General features: G+C 58.7%; 18 protein-coding genes. 13 read left to right on the forward strand and 5 right to left on the reverse strand.

Translation table 11 applies throughout. From position 1 onward, the window contains the following. Positions 1–206 precede the first annotated feature (206 nt). Both Q1A00_RS09420 and Q1A00_RS09425 read left to right on the forward strand, forming a co-directional pair. Positions 207–851, forward strand: coding sequence for an alpha/beta hydrolase (locus Q1A00_RS09420; RefSeq protein ID WP_298407160.1), 645 nt, complete (start codon positions 207–209; stop codon positions 849–851). Positions 852–1038: 187 nt separating this feature from the next. Beyond that, positions 1039–1938, forward strand: a complete 900-nt coding sequence (locus tag Q1A00_RS09425) for a thermonuclease family protein (protein WP_298490110.1) — start codon at positions 1039–1041, stop codon at positions 1936–1938. Positions 1939–2015: 77 nt separating this feature from the next. On the opposite strand, the gene Q1A00_RS09430 is transcribed toward Q1A00_RS09425, so the two are convergent. Both Q1A00_RS09430 and Q1A00_RS09435 read right to left on the reverse strand, forming a co-directional pair. Next, positions 2016–2270 (reverse strand): hypothetical protein, encoded by a 255-nt coding sequence (locus Q1A00_RS09430; protein ID WP_298407165.1) that lies wholly within the window; start codon positions 2268–2270, stop codon positions 2016–2018. Positions 2271–2411: 141 nt separating this feature from the next. After that, positions 2412–2588, reverse strand: coding sequence for a hypothetical protein (locus Q1A00_RS09435; RefSeq protein ID WP_299756454.1), 177 nt, complete (start codon positions 2586–2588; stop codon positions 2412–2414). Between the two features lie 227 nt (positions 2589–2815). Here Q1A00_RS09435 and dusB point away from each other — a divergent pair, with 227 nt between their 5' ends. From dusB to Q1A00_RS09450, 3 genes are all read left to right on the forward strand, one after another. After that, entirely contained in the window at positions 2816–3871 is a 1056-nt protein-coding gene (gene dusB, locus Q1A00_RS09440) for a tRNA dihydrouridine synthase DusB (protein ID WP_299756457.1), read from the forward strand. A 70-nt stretch (positions 3872–3941) separates the two neighbouring features. After that, positions 3942–4421, forward strand: a complete 480-nt coding sequence (locus tag Q1A00_RS09445) for an NAD(P)H-dependent oxidoreductase (RefSeq protein WP_299756460.1) — start codon at positions 3942–3944, stop codon at positions 4419–4421. Positions 4422–4475: 54 nt separating this feature from the next. After that, entirely contained in the window at positions 4476–5282 is an 807-nt protein-coding gene (locus tag Q1A00_RS09450) for a lysophospholipid acyltransferase family protein (RefSeq protein WP_298406709.1), read from the forward strand. Here the strand turns inward: Q1A00_RS09450 and Q1A00_RS09455 are convergent. Further along, entirely contained in the window at positions 5203–6060 is an 858-nt protein-coding gene (locus Q1A00_RS09455) for a carotenoid biosynthesis protein (protein ID WP_298406707.1), read from the reverse strand. The genes Q1A00_RS09450 and Q1A00_RS09455 overlap by 80 nt on opposite strands. A 263-nt stretch (positions 6061–6323) precedes the next feature. Here Q1A00_RS09455 and Q1A00_RS09460 point away from each other — a divergent pair, with 263 nt between their 5' ends. Continuing rightward, a complete protein-coding gene (locus Q1A00_RS09460) occupies positions 6324–6752 on the forward strand; it encodes a response regulator (RefSeq protein WP_298406705.1) in 429 nt (142 codons plus the stop codon). A gap of 99 nt (positions 6753–6851) precedes the next feature. On the opposite strand, the gene Q1A00_RS09465 is transcribed toward Q1A00_RS09460, so the two are convergent. After that, the gene (locus Q1A00_RS09465; RefSeq protein ID WP_298406704.1) at positions 6852–7904 is read right to left on the reverse strand and encodes a hypothetical protein; all 1053 of its coding nucleotides are present in this window, start codon (positions 7902–7904) and stop codon (positions 6852–6854) included. Continuing rightward, positions 7901–8947 (reverse strand): aspartate-semialdehyde dehydrogenase, encoded by a 1047-nt coding sequence (asd, locus tag Q1A00_RS09470; RefSeq protein WP_298406703.1) that lies wholly within the window; start codon positions 8945–8947, stop codon positions 7901–7903. Before asd ends, Q1A00_RS09465 begins: the two co-directional genes overlap by 4 nt. Before the next feature lie 278 nt (positions 8948–9225). On the opposite strand from asd, the gene Q1A00_RS09475 reads away from it, so the two are divergent. The 7 genes from Q1A00_RS09475 to Q1A00_RS09505 all read left to right on the forward strand — a co-directional run bounded on the left by Q1A00_RS09475 (position 9226) and on the right by Q1A00_RS09505 (position 19966). Continuing rightward, complete coding sequence (locus tag Q1A00_RS09475) at positions 9226–9609, forward strand: hypothetical protein (RefSeq protein WP_298406701.1); 384 nt, start codon at positions 9226–9228, stop codon at positions 9607–9609. Positions 9610–9770: 161 nt separating this feature from the next. Continuing rightward, positions 9771–10649, forward strand: a complete 879-nt coding sequence (locus tag Q1A00_RS09480) for a J domain-containing protein (RefSeq protein ID WP_298406699.1) — start codon at positions 9771–9773, stop codon at positions 10647–10649. A 378-nt stretch (positions 10650–11027) separates the two neighbouring features. Further along, the gene (gene gltB, locus Q1A00_RS09485; RefSeq protein WP_298406697.1) at positions 11028–15629 is read left to right on the forward strand and encodes a glutamate synthase large subunit; all 4602 of its coding nucleotides are present in this window, start codon (positions 11028–11030) and stop codon (positions 15627–15629) included. 189 nt (positions 15630–15818) lie between these two features. Continuing rightward, positions 15819–15962 (forward strand): hypothetical protein, encoded by a 144-nt coding sequence (locus Q1A00_RS09490; RefSeq protein ID WP_298406695.1) that lies wholly within the window; start codon positions 15819–15821, stop codon positions 15960–15962. 64 nt (positions 15963–16026) lie between these two features. Further along, the gene (locus Q1A00_RS09495; RefSeq protein ID WP_298406693.1) at positions 16027–17526 is read left to right on the forward strand and encodes a sugar transferase; all 1500 of its coding nucleotides are present in this window, start codon (positions 16027–16029) and stop codon (positions 17524–17526) included. Between the two features lie 11 nt (positions 17527–17537). Then, complete coding sequence (locus Q1A00_RS09500) at positions 17538–19013, forward strand: O-antigen ligase family protein (protein ID WP_299756468.1); 1476 nt, start codon at positions 17538–17540, stop codon at positions 19011–19013. Beyond that, positions 19010–19966 (forward strand): GDP-mannose 4,6-dehydratase, encoded by a 957-nt coding sequence (locus Q1A00_RS09505; protein ID WP_298406688.1) that lies wholly within the window; start codon positions 19010–19012, stop codon positions 19964–19966. Before Q1A00_RS09500 ends, Q1A00_RS09505 begins: the two co-directional genes overlap by 4 nt. Positions 19967–20038: the final 72 nt, after the last annotated feature.

The raw sequence follows: 20038 nt of genomic DNA on the forward strand, positions 1-20038 counted from the left end.
GACAGACTGCAAGATAATGTAAGGCAGTTTTGGGCGCAACTAGCGCAACTAAAGCTTGGCAGAGCGACTACTGCACGAAACAAAAATTATGTCAATTGCAATCAATCATGCTATCCTACCCTATGCCATGCTATGAAATGTGCGAGCGGGCAGCAGACATATTCCCAACCCAAACCGCAACCTAGCCATCTATCATCGAAAGCTTCATGAGCACCGCCCTAACCAGCTTCACCCACTGCTTCATCTCACCACCCAACCCGCCGGCGGCGACTACCACCCTCTTGCTCTTACACGGCATTGGCGGCAACGAACACGACCTGATCCCGATCGGGCGCGAACTGATGCTGCACGCCGCGCTGTTCAGCCTATGGGGGCGCGTGCTGGAACGGGGCATGCCGCGCTTCTTTCGCCGCTTTGCCAAGGGTGTCTTTGACATCGCCGACATCAAACGGCAGGCAGTGGCGCTCTATGCATTTCTCAACGCTGCGGCCCTAGAATATAGCGTTGACCGGCAGCGGGTCATCGCCGTTGGCTACTCAAACGGAGCCAACATTACCTCCACGCTCCTCTTACTTCACGGTGCCGTGCTGGCCGGAGCCATCCTGTTGCGGCCAATGACACCTCTTAAAGCTGAACCGTTGCCTGAGCTAGCGGGCGTGCCGGTGCTTGTACTAGCGGGTAGCCACGATGGTTTAGTGACCATAGCAGAGACTGAACGGCTCGTGGGTCTGTTGCAAACAGCTAGGGCAACCGTCACGCTGACTATGCTCGAACAAGGCCATCAATTGAGCCAAGAGGACATCCGCATTGCTCGGGAATGGCTACAGGCAGGGCACGTGGTGATTGAATGAGCGATCGGACAAGACGATAGAGTCGTGTGGATCCACGACACCTAAGAACCCCGCCGGAGCCAACTCTGGTAGGGTTCTTATGCCCAAAAACAGGCAAGAACTCCCTACCAATCGGGTTCGGCGCAGAGTACGATCGAACCGTTCAAGCGTCTAGTTTCATCTGGCGCGTTTGCGAAAGGAACATCACATGCGACGAAGACGTAAACCTACCGCAAACTTCGGGATGAGCAGCATCCTGATTGGCGCCGTCCTTATATGCGGCATCATTGGCATCGTTGGCGCACGGATGAGCACTACAGCAGATAACAGCAATCAACCCGGCGCGCGGCCATCGCCAACCATCGTTAGCACCCCACCAGTGACTCAACCGTTGGCTGCCACGCCAACCCCGGCTCCTGCATTACCCACTACCACGCAACCATCACCAACACCACATTCGGCATCACCGGCGCCATCGCCAACGAGAACAACGCCAACTATAGCTGTTGCTTGCCTTGACGGATTGGAATGGGAACCGGCCACGCTCGTGCGGGTGATTGACGGCGACACAATTGACGTGCGGATCAACGGCAGTACCGAGCGCGTCCGGTACATTGGCGTCAATACACCTGAGCGCAATCAGCCGGGATACAGTGAGGCAACTCAAGCCAACCGCAGCCTTGTCGAGAGCGGCCCACTCTGGCTGGCACGCGACGTCAGCGAACGGGATCGGTTTGGGAGGCTGCTCCGTTACGTCATTGCCGGCGAGCAATTTGTCAATCTCGCACTAGTTGAACAAGGGATGGCGCAAGTCGCCACCTTTCCACCCGATGTACGCTGTGCAGACACCTATCTCGCCGCGCAACAGCGAGCGCGCGACAATGGCACCGGCCTGTGGGCGAACCGGAGAGTGCCGGCGACGCAGCCAACGGTTGCACCGGCAACCGGCCAGCTATGCCACCCAGCCTACCCTGATGTCTGCATCCCGCCGCCGCCACCCGATCTTGATTGCCGCGACATCCCGCACCGGCGGTTCCGGGTAAATCAGACGTATGGTGATCCGCATGGCTTTGATGGCGACCGGGACGGGATCGGATGCGAGCGGTAGGGTCGGGACGTTTTGTACCGCACCATTCACTATCTGCCTATGCCTTACCTCCCCATACCCGCCTGACGCAGCAACGCTTACTGGCCATCCAACGCCTCCCATGCCAGCGCATCAGCCAACCGGTTAAGGTCGCACAGAATGCGCACCAGCTTGAACGTCTCCGGGGGAAACTGGTCAATCAGCGCGCGGGTGGTCTGGCAGAGCAGGCAGATCGGTTCGATGCGCACCGCTGCTGCACCACGCAATTGCTCAACCAGCAACTGGCTATCGGTGAGACAGCGCACCCGCCGGTTGGGAAAGCCGCGCCGGATCAGACGCAGTGCCACGTTCAAGGCCTAATACTCGGTCTCGTTGCTGGTGCGGGCTGGCGCGCGTCCCGTATAGACCCGGATCACCGCGCCACGCTCGCTGCGCACCAGCACGCCCAAGCCGGCCATGCCGCGCGCCATCAATTTGCACAATCAACCATTCGGCTAGGCGAGCAGGCTAGAAGCGAGGATGAGAACGATCGCGCTGATGATCAGGAAGGTCGTCGCTAGGCAGCCGCGCAACAGATGGGGCGGCAACCAGATCGAGCAAAGTTTGAACGTTAGCGCAGCGATCGCCCAACCGATGCAGCAGAGCGCGCACGAAGCGAGACACCATACCATAACCTCCTCCTCGCCCAAGAGCATCGTGTCAGTAGCGTCGGTGTGCGGCGGAAGATACGAGGCGCTATAGCTTGAGCAGACAGGGAAGAACTTTCACAAATGTGAAAAAGCAGCGAGATTTTAGGGCGAGTGTGAAAACTCGCCCAACAGTCGTCAAACAGCCGCACACCATCGCGGAATGCACCCTCTTTGCCAACGTGACTGCACTCTCTGCTATAATAAAAGGTATGAGCGAACACATCACTCTTGCCGAGATTGCGCGGCTACCGACCGCCTACAACGTCGCGCATATCCGTATCGAACCGAATATCATCCTCGCCCCGATGGCCGGCGTAACCGACAGCATCTTCCGCCGGATGATTCTGCGCCTCGGCGGCTGTGGTTTGGTCAGCACCGAAATGACTAACGCGGCCAGCGTCAGCCCCAAAGCCTTGCGCCGCCACCGGCTGCTCGACTATTTACCGGAAGAGCGCCCGCTGACGATGCAGATTTCGGGCAACGATCCTGATCTGGTCGCCAACGCGGCGCGCATCGTCGAGCGTGTAGGCGCCGACATTATTGACATCAACTGTGGCTGCCCGTCACCCAAAGTGACCGGCGGCGGCCATGGGTCGGCGCTGCTGCGTGATCTGCCAAAAATGGAACGTGTCTTGCGGGCTGTACGGGAAGCAGTCCAGATTCCGGTGACGCTCAAGTTTCGCGCTGGTTGGGACGAACAGAGTCTAAACTACATCGAAGCAGCGCAGCGAGCCGAAGCTGCTGGAGTTGCGGCGTTGACACTGCATCCGCGTACCCGTGAGCAAGGGTATAAAGGGTACGCTGACTGGTCGCGGGTTGCTGAGGTCAAGCGTGCTGTTTCAATTCCAGTGATCGGTAGTGGTGATGTGACAACAGCGGTTAATGCGCTGATTCGGTTACGCGACAGCGGTGCTGATGGGGTGATGATCGGGCGCGGCGCGATCGCTAATCCGTGGATCTTTCGCCAGATCGCCGATCTGCGCCGCGGGGTTACGCCATTTACGCCGGCGCAGGCTGACAAGCGAAACTTGCTGATCGAGTACATGGCCATCTGCGCCGAAGAATTGCCGGAACGGTTGGCTCTGAACAAGATCAAGCAGTTGATCGGCCAGTTCCATGTTGGCTTACCCGGCAGCAACCACCTGCGCGTGGCGGTGCATACGGCAACCAGTCTTGCCGCTGCCCGTGACGCGATTGAGCGGTTTTTTGCACCCTACCTCGAAACTGACGCTGCTGTACCTGAAACAGCGCTAGCGGCGGATTAATGCGCCGGCCCTCAACCATAACGAGAACCGTTGCGGCTGAGGGTCTGGGCGTCTGATAAAGCAACCTGTGATGCATGACGGATATCTGTTTACGTTAGGTATTTGCGGCAGCGCCGATGAAGATGATCCGGCGCCAGAGGTATTGAGCGCGCTGCTCGGCCAATTACCACCGGTGAAGCGGGCTGCATTTCTCGGCCCGTTGCCTTCCGGCCAACCCGACGCGCTGCTGGCCGATATCGTGGCCGATATGCGCGATGCGGAGTTAATCGTGATTGTCACGCCGGCCACCGTGCCGCAACTGCCGGCCCGCCTCAACGACCTGCTACGCGCCGCTTATGCCGCCGATCTGGCCGGACGCTACGCAGCATTGGTTGCAATCGGGCCGCATGCCGCCGCTGTGCTTAACGAATTGCGGGCTGCGGTTGCGACATGCGGTTTTACGCTTGCCGGTGCATTTGCGCTGACCAACGACACGCCGTTACCACACACCGGCATTCAAGCGGCGTATAAGGCCGCGCGCGCAGCCTTAGCGCCGCATGCGCTACCATAGTACGGGCAGAGCGCTGATCTGCCCGACGCCGTCTATCTTTACTACGAAGCCACTATGGTCACGCCTCGCATCCCAGCCAACAAAATCTGGATCGCCGATGAAGTCATCTACTATTTGTTAGCTCGTCCGGCACTCAGGCGCAGCTTCGATCACATCTGGTTCGCCCAATACGGTCCGCGCCCCGATCCGCAGCGAGGGCCGTACATCTTCTATCTGAACCATTCGGCGTGGTGGGATGGGTATATGATGATGCTCATTCACCGCGCGATTATGCAGCGGGCATTTGACAGTTATCTCATGATGGAAGAGCGGCAACTGCGCGCGTACCGCTTCTTTACGTGGTGCGGCGCTTTCTCGATTGAACGGCGCGATCCCGCCGAATCTCAGCGCGCGCAGATCTATGCCGCGAACCTATTGCGCGAACGGCGCGATCGGGCGCTCTACATCTTCCCGCAAGGCCGGATCGAAGCCAACGACTACCGCCCGCTGACCATCTACCCCGGCATTGCCCGCATCGCCGCGCTAGCTGGCGATGTCACCCTCTGCCCGATCGCACTGCGCTACGAATTTCTTGGTCAGCAATGGCCGCATGCCTTTGTACAAATCGGCCCGCCCCACCCGCCGGCCAGCCGTGAAGATATCGAAGCGATCCGCACCGATGTTGCTGCGCGGCTGACAGCGGCAGTTGACACGCTCCGCGCCGACGTTATCGAGCAGCGGCTAGGCCGATTCCAGCCACTGCTCAGCGGACGGTGGGGGATTGACCGCACGTGGGATACAGTTACGGGTTGGTTTCGGCGACACGACGCAGACGGCGGGCCAGCCGCGGCAGCAGCCAATCGCCTGCGAGCACGAGCATAATCAAGCCGCCGATCAGAGCCGGCAACACTTGGCCGCGGGCAAGATTAACGACCACGAACATTGTGAGGTTGGTTAAATACAACACCGGCGGTAGCCACGGCATAAAATGCTGCGGCGCATGGCTGTGGCGCGCCGCTTGCTGGCGCAACGCCAGCAACACCCACGATAAGATCAAGCTCGTCACCCACCACGCGATAAAGTTGGACGCAGGGATACCGTAGTAAAAACCGGTCTCGTCACTCGTCCAGACCCAATAGCGATTAATGTAGACGGCGAACGGCTCGATAGTTACGTCAAGCAGCAACGCAAACGACGCCGCCGTTAAGACGCGGGTCGGATTAAGCAGGCGATCGTCTACCGAACGGCCATCACGGTTGAGGATCCGCTCGGCGACGCCAACAGCGGCCACGACAATTAACAGCCATGCAAAGGGGATAGCCAGCGGCACCACGCCGAAGATTTGCGGTTGCAACACATCAGTGTACGAATAACTCCCGAAAGGAAAGCCGGTGGTTGCGCCAATGTGCTCAACCGCCCACGAGATGACTAGAATCAAGCCGGCTGCCAGCACCCCCCACCAGCGATAGCGCACGGTCAGCCACACGCCCATCAACGCGCCTTGCAAAATCAACAAGGCACCACCCATCCACGTGCCCCATACCGGCACCCGATCCAGCGCGACTAATACGATAGCGAACGGATAGATAAAGAGGTAAACGGCGAGCAGAAGAATAACACTGCGACGAAACTGTGGCAACAAAGATTGATCAGAAAGCATAGGGTAATATATTCCTGACAGACGGGTCATACCATTCGGCAGCCCCTATAGTTGATTATAAATTCGCTTTCATGGCCTGTCAAAGCCTATCAACGACCTAACTCCAGCATAACAAGCTCCAGCAGCAAATTGACAAAACTGTTATAGCGACAATCACAAACATGTGCTACACTAATATGGGACTAAAGTACTAATTCTACCAGCGCCGCCTCTACCTCTCATTCCTTGCAATGGCGCAGGATAAGCGACAGGGGGGGTGACCAATGACACACGCGCAAGTTAATGGCCATCCAGTGCGCATTCTCCTTGTAGAGGATGATAATAATATTGGGCGCATCATCGAATTTGCCATGCGGGGGCTTGGCATTCCATACGAATTCGTGTCGGTATTAAGCGCGGAAGAGGGCCTCGAACGCTGGAAGGAGCAGCCATTCGATGTGCTGATCACTGACTACAATTTGCGCGGCATGAGCGGAGTGCGCTTGATTAAAGAGTTGCACGCCCAAGGGTATTACCCGCCAACGCTGATCGTCACCGCCTACGACTCGGCTGAAGTGCGGAATGCAGCCGCTGAAGCGGCGGTCGATAGCTACATGACCAAGCCCTTTTTTATCGACGAATTGATCGAGCGAATTAAGCGACTGCTACCCTCGGCCCACATCGTCCACGAGCGCGTGATCAATGGGGATTGAGCCAATTCATCCGCTTCGTTACGACGAAGGTAACACGCAAGCAACGTTAGAGTAGCGCGCGGCAGGCACCTGCCGCACGCTGTGTTTCAGCCAGCCACGCTAATCTAACACCGCTGGCGTGCGATGCAACGGCAGCAAACCGGTTGCGGCCTGTTCCGGCGACGGCAACGCCGACTCAGCCGGTTTGTCGGAAGCGGCCAACAGCAACGCTCCCCGGGCTTGCAGTTCTTGCCCCAGCCGGAACAGCTCGCTGCTGAGGGCCAGCCGGCCATCGGCCATGCGCGCTGCAGTTGTCACCAATTCGGCGCGGCGGAATTGGGTAAACGGCGTCGGATCACCGGCTTCGATTCGTTCGATCAATTGCTTGCGCAGCGCCTGCAACTCAACCGGTACCTGTTGCGCTGCAATCAACAATTCGAGTAGCGTCGGCGACAAGCCGGCGGCCAATTGCACTTCAATCGCCGGCAAATCAAACACCTCGACCGTAGCGAAGAGGGCCAGCGCCACCGTATAGTCTTGATTGTCGAGGGTCAGACTGTGCCATTCCCGCCGGCACAACTCGGCATAATTCCGGCGAAACAAGCTGCGATCAAACTGGTCGCCCAATAACTCAGTGGCAACCATCAAGGCCGCCTCGGCCCGCGCATCATCAATCGCGCCATCTGACCGCCCGCGCGGGCCAAGGAGGGTCTTGTCAATATCGATCAGCACGGCGGTTTGCGCCCAATCCACCCCCCGTGCCGCTAGCTCCGCCGCCCACTGCTGCACCAAAGCCCAGCGGGTCGCCGTCGCTACCGCATCGGCCCACTCAAGGGTTGCCGGCGCTACTGGCCGGTCAACGCCGATAAAGCCATATGCAGTGATCGCGCCTAAGCTTTGCAAATGAACGGTCAAGAGCCGATCATTCTCGGTATCGCCAATCACAGCCACAGTCGTGAGCGGCGGGCCGTTGCGCAACGCCTGCGCCGCGCGGGCAAGAGCAAGAATCACGCGCGCATAGGCCACATCCCGCTTACGTGGCGTCACATTGGTCGGCAAGCCCAACACCGTGCGTAACGTGGCCAAGCCGGGCAAAGCAGGGTCGCACGGCTGCAAATCGCGATAGATTACATAATCGCCGGTGAGGTCGGCAATCGTTGCCCGCACATTCATAACCACCCCTGCGCATGCATCAGTTCGGCATTCAGAATCGACGCGCCCGCCGCACCCCGGATCGTATTGTGGCTCAGGGCAATCAACTTGATATCAAACAGCGAGCACGGACGGATCCGGCCCACGACCGTGGCCATACCCCGGCCAGCGTCGCGATCACGGCGTGGTTGCGGACGATCGGGTTCATCACGCACAATGATCGGCTGTTCAGGAGCAGTAGGCAAGCGCAGTTCTTGCGGCAAGCCGCGGAACTGGCGTAAGACGGCTGCCACTTCATCGGGAGTCGCCTTTTGTTCGAGTTCGATTGATAGGCAAACCAGATGACCTTCGAGCACCGGCACCCGATTACAGTGCGCGGAAGTGGCAAAACTCGCCGGCACAATCGTATCATCGCGCAACTGGCCAAGCATCTTTTGCGGTTCAATTTCGAGCTTTGGCTCTTCGCCGCCGATAAACGGGATGACATTATCGACAATATCGTAGCTAGGCACACCCGGATAGCCCGCGCCTGAGAGGGCCTGCATACTGACCAGCAGCATGCGGCGCACGCCAAAGGCATCGAGCAACGGACGCAACACCATCGTCGCCGGGGTTGACGTGCAGTTTGGGTTGGTCACAATCGCGCCTGACCAGCCGCGCCGGCGCCGTTGCACCGGGATGAGGTGCAGATGGTCGGGGTTCACTTCGGGGATCACCAGCGGCACATCAGGTTCCATGCGGTGGTTGGAGGCGTTGGAACAGACAATATGGCCGGCGGCGGCCAACCGTTGTTCAATTGGCCCGGCGACATTGCTGGGCAGAGCCGAGAAGACCAGTGGCGTCGGCAGATCAGCATCGGCATCAAGCACGGTCAGATCGGCCACCGCTGCCGGCATCGGCGTATCGAGCACCCACCGGCATACCTCGCGATATTTCTTGCCGGCGCTGCGTTCGCTACCGGTCAGCGCCACCACCTCAAAGAGCGGATGCCCTTCGAGCAATTGAATAAAGCGCTGGCCCACCGCGCCGGTGGCGCCCAGCACTGCAACCGGGATCGTAGCCATTCCGAGACCTCCTGTCACTAGAACTCAGTCGCTTTCATTATACTCAAAGACGAACGGTTGCATAAACAACTACTAATGGTTATTATTCGCCCACGTTTGTTGTAAAAAAAGCCGGTAAAAGAGTAGCATTTCAACCCATGATGGTGTATAATCTCTGTGAGATCTGAAACATTATTCATCTCTGCCTCGCTATTTGTGCTCCTCCCACGACGCAGGAGTCGTTATTTATTCCCTCAGCAACGCTGATCACTGTTGATCACGCAGGAAGGAGCAGCACTATGATCGATCCGCACGTCCAACGATTGTTAGAGCACGTGCTCGATACACCAACTAAGCTGCATTTACTCCTCATGTTTCATGAAAACCCTCGCAGCGAGCTATCGGCAGCCGCAATCGCCGAACGGCTCTTCCGCGATATTTGGAGCGTGCAACAGGCGCTCGACGAACTAGCCGCATCCGGATTCTTATCCGTAACCAACACGATGGGCGGCCAGCCGATCTACCGTTACACACCGCCGCCAGAATGGCACGAAGCGATCCGGCGGTTGGTGCGCAGCTACAATGATCCGCTCGAACGCGACCTGATCCAGCGCACCATTCGCGATCTTGCTGCGTTAGCCTCGTTCCGGCGCAACGAATTGGAACGGTTCGAGTTTGTCTGATGTTCCGTTGCGGCAACACGGCTGCTCTGGCGCGGGTATACCCCGCGCCATTGCTATGCTAACACAGATCTAACACAGCCTGTCTTGACGCTGGCGACAATGCTCTCTACAATCGAAAACAGACCCATGTGGCGGCAAACTCTGCGGCGCGAGGCAGGTGTATGAAGGACTATTATCAGGTGCTTGGCGTAAGCCGTTCGGCCAGCGATGAAGAGATTAAGCAAGCTTACCGGCGGCTAGCGCGCAAGTACCATCCCGATGTTAATCGGGGCGATCCGCAGGCCGAAGCCCGGTTTAAAGAGATTAACGAAGCCTATCAGGTACTGTCTGACAAAGATCAGCGCGCCAAATATGATCGGTTCGGCAGCGATTTTCGCCGCTATGAGCAAGCTGGGTATGGCGGGTTTGATTACGGCAACGCTACCGATGTCGCCGATCTATTTGAAACCCTCTTTGGCTCCCGGCGTTCTCCCGGCGGCGGGTTCAATGTCAGCCTTAACGGCCAAGATGTCGAGCAGAACGTCGAGTTGACGCTTGAAGAGGCCTACCACGGCACGCAACGCTCGTTGCAGTTTTCCAACCCCAACGGCACTCCGCGCACCATTACCGTTAAGATACCCCCCGGCATTGATACCGGCAAGCGGGTGCGTGTTCCCGGCGAAGGCGCACCCGGCCTGAACGGCGGTCGCCGCGGCGACCTGTATCTCGTGGTAACGGTCAAGCCGCATCCTCGCTTTGAGCGCAAAGGCAACGATCTGTACACAACCGTGCCGGTGAGCATGTACACGTTATTGCTGGGCGGGCAAATTCAGCTTCCATTGCTCTCTGGTAAAACGCTGAAGCTGGCCATTCCTGCGCAAACGCAAAATGGGCGGGTATTTCGCATCGCCGAACAGGGCATGCCGCTGATGGGCAGCCCGCGGTACGGCGACTTATACATCACCGTGAGCGCCGTTTTGCCGACCAATCTTTCCCCCAAAGCCCGCCAGTTGATCGAAGAGTTGCAGCGGCTCACTGGAAATCTAGCCGAGCAGCAATGATCCGGCGAGCCGGCTGATTTGGTACTTTCGCACAAAACCGCTTGACACGCTTGCCCAAAGTGCGGTATATTATTTGGTAATAATCCACGATAACAGTGCTGTTTAGCCGTACCGGGCGGTACAGTGGTCACACTCAACGATCGAGTGTGGCACTTTCCTGTATCTTCCATCTTTATCATTCGTAAATCGAACTGGATTGGCTTTGTCGCCGAGATGTGATCGCCGTCATTGTGCGGCGGTATCACTATCTCTACGGTAAATTGCAAAAGCGAGAGCGCGCTCGCCCTTCTCTCTCATCGTCGAGGAGCAGCGAGCGCGCTTTTGTCTTTTTCTGTACTTGGCATTCGTCTACTTTTAGTGAAGAGCAAGGAACGAGCGATGTACCTTCCTGCGCGAGACCCAGCCCGACTTTACGATCCGCGCTTTGAGCACGATGCTTGCGGTATCGGTTTCGTGGCCCGTGTGAATGGTCGGGAGAGCCACGATATTCTTGAGCTGGCCCTCATTGCATTGAGCCGCCTTGAACATCGCGGCGCAGTGGCTGATGATGCGCGCACCGGTGATGGCGCTGGCGTGCTGACTCAATTACCGCGCCGGCTCTTACGCCGTGAGCTGACCGCCGCTGGTATTAACGTCGCTGAGACTGATCTCGCGCTTGGCATGCTCTTCTTACCCGCAGATCCCGCCCAGTGCGCCGCCGCATGCGCGCTGATCGAGCAAGCACTGGCCGAACACCAGTTGCCGTTGCTGCGCTGGCGCGAGGTGCCGGTCGATCCCAATGTGCTCGGCGAGCGCGCGCGCAAGGCGATGCCGACGATCCGGCAGGTGATTGTTGGCCGCCCGCAAGGGCTTGATGATCGTGCCTTCGAGCGCACGATCTTTCTTGCCCGAAAGGCGATGGAGAAGTATTTCCGCCGCGCCGGTCTGCCGGCCTACGTCCCCTCCTTCTCGTCGCGCACGGTTGTTTACAAGGGGTTGCTGCTCGGTTCCCATTTAGCCGATTTCTACCTTGATCTGCGCGATCCTGATTTCACCACGGCGCTGGCCGTCTATCATCAGCGTTACAGCACCAACACCTTCCCAACGTGGGATCGGGCCCAGCCCTTCCGCATGCTCTCGCATAACGGCGAGATCAACACCTTGCAAGGCAATGTGAACTGGATGCGCGCCCGCGAGCAAGCGATCACGTTACCCGACGATTTCTTGCCTAGTGGTGCGCCGCCAATGAGCGAACTGCTGCCAGTGATTGATGAGAGCGGTTCTGACTCGGCAATGCTGGATAATACGCTTGAGTTGCTGGTTATGGCCGGACGCGATATTCGCCATGCTACGGCGATGCTGGTACCGGAAGCGTGGGAAAAGGTGCAGGATATTGATCCCACTCTGCGCGCCTTCTACCAGTACCATGCCTGTCTGATCGAGCCGTGGGACGGCCCGGCGGCGCTAGCTTTCTCGGATGGCGTGATCGTGGGTACGTCGCTCGATCGCAACGGCTTGCGCCCGGCGCGCTATATCGTGACCGATGACGGCTTGGTCGTATCAGGATCGGAAGTCGGCGCGGTGCCGATCGCTGAAACGCGGATTGTCTGTAAAGGCAAACTCGGCCCCGGCCAGATGTTGGCTGTCGATACCGCTGCCGGACAGATTTACACCGATAGCGAGGTTAAAGCGCTGTTAGCTGCGCGCCAGCCCTACACCGAATGGCTGAACGAGCATTTGTGCTATCTCCCAGCCGAATTGCCCGCAATCGCCACTGACGAACCAGAAGACCTGCAACCGTTGCAGATGGCGTTTGGCTATACCTCCGAAGAGCTGAACGTGATCCTCAAGCCGATGGGAATGACCGGCCACGAACCGGTCGGCTCGATGGGTGACGATACACCGATCCCGCCCCTCTCACAGTGGGAATTGGGCCGCCCATTGTTCCACTTCTTCAAGCAGCGCTTCGCCGAAGTGACCAATCCGCCCATTGACCCGCTGCGCGAAGAGCTGGTGATGTCGCTCAGCGTCGGCATTGGCCGCCGCCGCTCGATCTTGCTCGAGACACCAGAGCATGCCCATCTGCTGCAACTGACATCGCCAATCCTGACCGATGCCCAGTTGCAGGCGATCCGTGCCCAAACCGATCCGCTGTTACGTTCGGAGACGATTAGCCTGCTCTTCCCGGCCCGCCAGATTATGGCCGAGAGTCTGCTCAAGGCGCTCGACCGGATCGGTGACGAGGCGGCGCAGGCGGTGCGCGATGGGGCGGCTATCGTAATCTTGAGCGATCGCGGGGTTGATGCCGATCACGCTGCATTACCCATCTTACTCGCCACCGGCGCTGTCCACCACCATTTGATCCGCACCGGCTTGCGCTCACGGGTGAGCTTGCTGGTCGAGACCGGCGAGGCGCGTGAAGTCCACCATATTGCCGCCTTGATCGGCTATGGGGCCGAGGCGATTAATCCCTATCTGGCGCTGGCCAGCGTGCGCCGGATCGCGGTCGAGCGCGAGGCGGTGCGCCAGCGCGCCGAGCATAGCCTCGACCACAAGCAGAGCGAGGCGCGCACCCATACGCTCGCGCTGGAAGCTGAAGAGCATTTTATCCACGCGCTCGAAAAGGGCTTGTTAAAGATTATGTCAAAGATGGGCATCTCGACCCTCGACAGCTACTGCGGCGCGCAGATCTTCGAGGCGGTTGGGTTGGCCCACGAGGTGATCGAGCGCTGTTTCACCGGCACGCCATCACGAGTCGGCGGCATTTCGTTCAATCGCATTGCCCGCGATCTGGCTGCCCGCCATGCCCGCGCCTTCCAGACCGGGAGGGTGACGTTGCCGCACCCCGGCTTGTACAAGTTTAAGAAGGATGGCGAATACCACGCCTTCAGTCCGGCAGTTGTGCATGCACTCCACAAAGCGGTGCGCAACCCGCATGCACTGAATGGCGACAGTACTGGGCCAGAGCTGAGTAGCGAGGGCTATGCTTCCTATCGCGCCTATGCCGAGCTCGTCAACAATCGGCCACCGGTCGAGCCGCGCGACCTGCTGGAGTTTGTGCCGGCTGGCCCGCCAGTGCCGATTGATGAGGTGGAGCCGATCGAGGCGATTGTGAAGCGGTTTTCAACTGCGGCGATGAGCCATGGCTCGACCAGCTCAGAGGCGCATGAGACGCTGTCGATCGCGATGAACCGGCTGGGAGGTATGGCCAACAGCGGCGAGGGTGGCGAAGCGCCGGAGCGCTACCACGACGAGCGCAACTCGCGGATCAAGCAGGTAGCGTCGGGCCGGTTTGGGGTCACGCCGGCTTATCTCGCCAGCGCCAGCGAGTTGCAGATCAAGATGGCGCAAGGGGCCAAGCCCGGCGAGGGTGGCCAGTTGCCCGGCCATAAGGTCAACGAAGAGATCGCGCGTATCCGCCATACCGTGCCCGGCGTCGCCCTGATCAGCCCGCCGCCGCACCACGATATCTACAGCATCGAGGATTTGGCCCAGTTGATCTATGACCTCAAGCAGGTGAATCCGAATGCGCGTGTTTCGGTCAAGTTGGTGGCAACGGCTGGCGTGGGAACGGTAGCGGCTGGTGTAGCTAAAGGGTATGCCGACACGATCTTAATCAGTGGTCACGCTGGCGGCACCGGCGCCTCGCCGCTCAGCAGCATCAAGAACGCTGGCATCCCGTGGGAGCTTGGGTTGGCAGAAACGCAGCAGACACTGATCCTCAACGGGTTGCGCGAGCGGGTACGGCTGCGCGTCGACGGCGGCCTCAAGACGGGGCGCGATGTGGTGATAGCGGCCTTGCTCGGCGCCGACGAGTTCTCATTCGGCACCGCTGCGCTGGTGGCCGAAGGATGTATTATGGCGCGGGCCTGTCACAACAACACCTGTCCGGTTGGGATCGCCACCCAACGCGGCGATCTGCGGGCCAAGTTCCCCGGCAAGCCAGAGATGGTGATGGCGTTCTTCCGCTACTTGGCCCAAGAGGTGCGCGAGATTCTCGCCAGCCTTGGCCTACGCTCGATTGAAGAAGCGGTTGGGCGCACCGACTTGCTGCGCCAGCGCCACACCGAGGTTGAAACCGCCGATCTGCTCGATATGACGCCGGTGTTGGGTGCGGCCAGCCTGATCGGGCGCGGCCCGATCCGCCACGGCGGCAAACCAAACGCACTGCCGCCGGAAGAGAGCCTCAACGACCGGATTATGCGCGATGCCGCCAGCGCGCTCGAAGCCAGCGGCCCGGTACGCTTACAGTACCAGATCAATAACTGCGACCGTTCAGTCGGTGCGCGCTTGGCCGGCGCAATCGGGCATCTGTACGGCGACAAAGGTTTGCCGCCCAATACGATTACGATCACGTTCCACGGCCACGCCGGCCAAAGCTTCGGCGTCTTCAATGCGCCGGGGGTAACACTGCGGCTGATTGGCGACGCAAACGACTATGTCGGCAAGGGAATGGCCGGTGGGTTGATCACCATCGCTCCGCCGCCAGACGCGCAATACGTCTGGCACGAGAATGTGATCGCCGGCAATACGTTGCTGTACGGCGCCACCGGCGGCGAACTGTACGCAGCAGGACGAGTCGGCGAACGCTTTGCGGTACGCAATTCCGGCGCAACGGCAGTGGTGGAAGGCATCGGGGATCACGGCTGCGAATATATGACCGGTGGCACGGTGGTTGTGCTCGGCCCGACCGGGCGTAACTTCGGTGCCGGTATGACCGGCGGCGTGGCTTATGTGCTCGACGAACACGGCACGTTTGGCCGGCGTTATAACCCGCAGTTGATTGAACTGCGCCCACTCAGTGATCGCGATGAGATGCGGTTGCGCGACCTCATTCGCCGTCACGTCGAGCTGACCAAGAGTCCGCGCGGTAGTGAGATTCTGGCCCGCTGGGATCGTTATCGTAATCTCTTCCTCACCGTACGGCCACGCGATGCCGTGGCCCAACTTGAAGCCGCTGCCGAAGGCACCGAAGAGCCAGCCAAAGTGCATGCAGCGTAACTGGCACGCAGCACCGGCAGATGGGACAAAAATTCTGTCCCATCTGTCAGCTTTTTATCAGCTTGCAGACTAGCCGGGTCATGGTAAGATAGGGCGCTGCGTCATAACAGCATCGGGCAACTATCACCTTGCCTGATACAGTAGTATCGTCGCTACCATTTCGTGATTAGCAATGGAGAAGAGCCAAGTATGCTCTGGATCAGCTTGATAGCACTGATGGTTCTGATTGCGGCTTCACCGGGGATTATGCTCTACTTTGAACATCGGCAGGCAGGTGCCATCCAGTTTGAGCAAGCCGGAGACACACCCTCGTATCAGCACGATGCTTCTTAAGCTGATGCAGCAAGTGACGACCACTCCACGTTCGGCGCGGTTGGGCAGGCACACAGGCTTGCACATGATAGAACACCCACCGGCACAAGAGAAGCAACCTCCAACCACCCGCCAGCGGTTGCATCACCGACGACGCTGGACGATGGTTGGTTTATTTTTGGTGGATCAAGCGCTGATCTTCGTCGGTTTTGCGATAGCCTACATCTTGCGCTATCAAGTACTCTGGCCACCGCCATTTGACCAGATCATCGCTGAAGTGGCGATTGAAAATCAGGTGCCGTTCAGCGCGTTCTTACCTATCGTCTTCATGCTGCAACTGCTGCTGGGGCTGCACTTCATCATGCGCGGCTTCTACCGCTCAAGCCGGCGGATGACGTTGCTCGATGAAGCTGAAGCCATTGCTGGCAGCGTGATCACGATGATCGCGCTGGTTATGGTGGTCGTCTTTCTCTACCGGCCATTCTTTTATTCACGGCTCATCTTCGCGTTTGCCGCCATCACCATGATTGGGTTACTCCTGAGTTGGCGGCTCTTGCTGATCGGTATCCGGCACTGGTTTTGGTCGCGTGGTTTGGGCCGCGAACGAGTGTTGGTGGTAGGCGGTACCGGGTTGGGCCAATTGGTAATGCACGCGCTGACTGCATCACCGGGTGTCGGTTATACCCTCGCCGGTTATCTGAGCGAGCAACCAATCATCGCTGGTAATCGCGCGCGCGTGTTTCAACATCTTGGCGATCTTGACGATCTCGAGCAAGTTATCGAACAACAACAGATCCAGCAGGTCATCATTGCCTTGCCGTTTTGGAACTACGATCGCTTACCCGAATTAGCCGCGCGTTGCCACCAATTGGGCGTTGAATATCAAATCGCACCGGATATTTATCAATTGAGCTTTGACCGGGTTGATATTATGCATCTGAGCGGCGTGCCGCTGCTGCAACCAAAAGAGATTCAATTGCATGGCCTGAATCTGGCGCTCAAGCGCACCTTTGATTTGGCAGCAGTATTGCTGAGTCTGCCGCTCACGCTGCCGCTGGCCGCAATTATTGCGCTCTTGATCTGGATCGACTCGGGCCGGCCGGTGATCTTTCGTCAACAACGAGTCGGCAAGCATGGTCACCTATTCACCTGCTACAAATTCCGCACAATGGTTCCCGACGCCGAGCAGCGCCGTCAAGAGTTGTTGATGCACAATGAAGCTGATGGGCCACTTTTCAAGATCCGCGATGACCCCCGCGTAACGCGGGTGGGGCGTTGGTTACGGCGCACCAGCCTCGACGAGTTGCCACAATTGTGGAATGTGCTGCGCGGCGAGATGAGTTTGATCGGCCCCCGACCGGCGTTGCCCGAAGAGGTCGCACGCTACGAACCATGGCACCATCGCCGGCTGGAAGTGCAACCGGGGTTGGCATGCTTACCGCAGGCACTGGGACGGAGCGAAATTTCATTTGACGAGCAGGTTCGGCTTGATATTTACTACGCCGAAAACTGGTCATTGAGCCTTGACCTGCGCATCCTCATGATGGTTATTCCAGCGATTTTGTCTGGCCGCGGCGCGTGGTGATGCAGTTCCCAATGATGGCACAACGAGATTGGTCGCGTTGGCTGTGGCTGGCGGGTGCGATTGCGATCGGCGCTGGCTTAGCTGTTCTGCCGCCCTTCCTTGCAGTGAGTTGGCTGCTAGGGCTGGTTGGGTTGGGGCTTGCTGTCAGTGATCCGATCTGGCCAGTAGCGTTAGCCGTTCTCTCCGTTCCCTTTCAACAACTAGTGATGCTGCCCGGCGGCGTCAGCGTTACCCAGTTTTGCTTTGGACTGGTTGCGTTGAGCCTGTTGTGGCACACACGCCAGCGTTGGCCAATGCTGGGGATACCGGGCATTACCTTAGCGATCTTCATTTGGACACTGGCGCTCGCCGCTGCATTAACCCCGCTGAGCCGCAGTGAAGGCTTGAAAGAGACATTGCGTTGGGGTACTGTGCTGCTCATCTACCTCGCCGCAGGGTGGGCCTTGCAAGACCCGGCCCACGCGCAATGGCGCCGGGCCGTCCTCGCATCCTGCTTGCTAGCTGCGCCAGCGATCACCGGCCTGATCGGCATCGGCCAATACCTGACTGGCATCGGCCCGGAAAGCTTCGCGATTGGTGGCGGACGAATGCGCGCGTATGGCACCATCGGCCAGCCCAACTCGTTCGCCGGCTACCTTAATCAAGCATGGCCATTGGCTGCCGGAATGGGCTTAGCCCTGATCGAAACGCGACGCTGGCACAAATATCACTGGTGGCTGATCCTCGGTGCGATTGCCCTTGCCGGGGCTTGTTTGCTCGGCGGGTTGCTGGCTAGCTTCTCGCGCGGCGGCTGGATCGGGGCGTTAGTCGGGGCGTTGACGTTAGGTATTGCGTTTGCCGGACGGTACGGACGCCGGATAGGAGGGCGGATTGGCGCGGCTGCGCTCATCGCTGGCCTTGGGGGTCTCTTGCTGCTCAATAGTGGCTTCATACCGGCAGCACTCAGCAGTCGCGTCACTTCCATCCTTGCAAACCTGCGCCCCTTCGACACTCGCGGCGTCGAAATCACCCCGGCCAATTTTGCCGTGGTTGAGCGCATGGCCCATCTACAAGCGGCGTGGCACATGATTCAAGAGCGCCCGTTGTTCGGGGTGGGACCGGGCAATTTCAGTATCGCCTATGAACGGCTGGTGTACAGCGGGCAAACACCAACATGGATCAAACCGTGGTATGATTCACGTGGCCATGCTCACAACTATTATCTCCACGTTGCGGCTGAAAGCGGATTGATCGGCGCGCTCGCCTATCTTCTTTGGCTCGGCAGTGTCTGGTATATTGCCATTGGCGCGATCCGGCGGGCGCATGATTGGCCAACGCGCGGCATCGCGCTTGGCGGGATAGGCGTTATTGGGGCGCTGAGCGGTCACAATCTCTTTGAAAATCTGCACGTCTTGAATATGGGAGTACAGCTTGGCGCCGTGATTGCGCTGCTGGCAACCATCACCGCCGAGCCTGCTTCCCAGCCACTTGATAACGAGGATGTATGACGTATCTTGTCACTGGCGCAGCCGGATTTATTGGCAGCCATCTGGTCGATCACCTGCTGGCGCGCGGCGAACAGGTGATCGGTCTTGACAATTTGGTTGATTACTACAGCCCAGCGCGCAAGCGACGCAATCTGGCGCAGGCGCTGCAACAACCGGGGTTCACCTTCATCGAGGGCGATATTCGGGATAGCGAAACCGTAGCGGCGATCTTTGCTCGCTACCGACCGCGCTATGTCGCCCATCTCGCCGCAATGCCCGGCCCCCGGCCATCGATCGCCAATCCGGTGTTGTATGAAGCGGTGAATGTAGGCGGCACGCTGGTGATGTTGGAACAAGCGCGCCGTGCCGAGGTCGAGAACATGGTGATCGCCTCGACCTCATCGGTCTATGGCAAGACTGATCGCATCCCCTTCCGCGAAGACGACCCCACCGACCGGCCACTGTCGCCATACGCGGCGACCAAGAAGGCGGCTGAAGTGCTGGCTTACACTTTTCACAGCCTGTACGGGTTCCCGATCAGCGTTGTCCGCTTCTTTACTGTCTATGGCCCACGTGGCCGGCCCGATATGACGCCGTACCTGTTTGTCGAGCGCATGGTGCGTGGGCAGCCAATTACCCTCTTCAATGGCGGTGAAAACCTGTTTCGCGATTACACCTACATTGACGACATCATTGCCGGTGTTATCAATGCGCTCGACCGCCCACGAGCTTACGAAATTTTCAACCTCGGCCATTCGCAGCCGGTTGAACTGCGGCGCTTTGTCAGCTTGCTCGAACACATTACCGGCTATCCGGCCCAGATCGAGATCAAACCGTTGCCGGCGACTGAACCGCCGATCACCTACGCTGATACGACAAAAGCTGGCCAGCTCCTCGACTTTGCGCCAACGGTGGCAATTGAAGAAGGCGTGGAACGCTTCTGGGCATGGTATTGCGCAGAGATCGAACGTTAACTTATTGATATTTGCATCTACGTCATAGGATCGAGTAGGATTATGCCAGATAGCGAACCAGCAACCGTAACG

This window comes from uncultured Chloroflexus sp., from assembly GCF_938091255.1.
Classification (GTDB): Bacteria; Chloroflexota; Chloroflexia; order Chloroflexales; family Chloroflexaceae; genus Chloroflexus.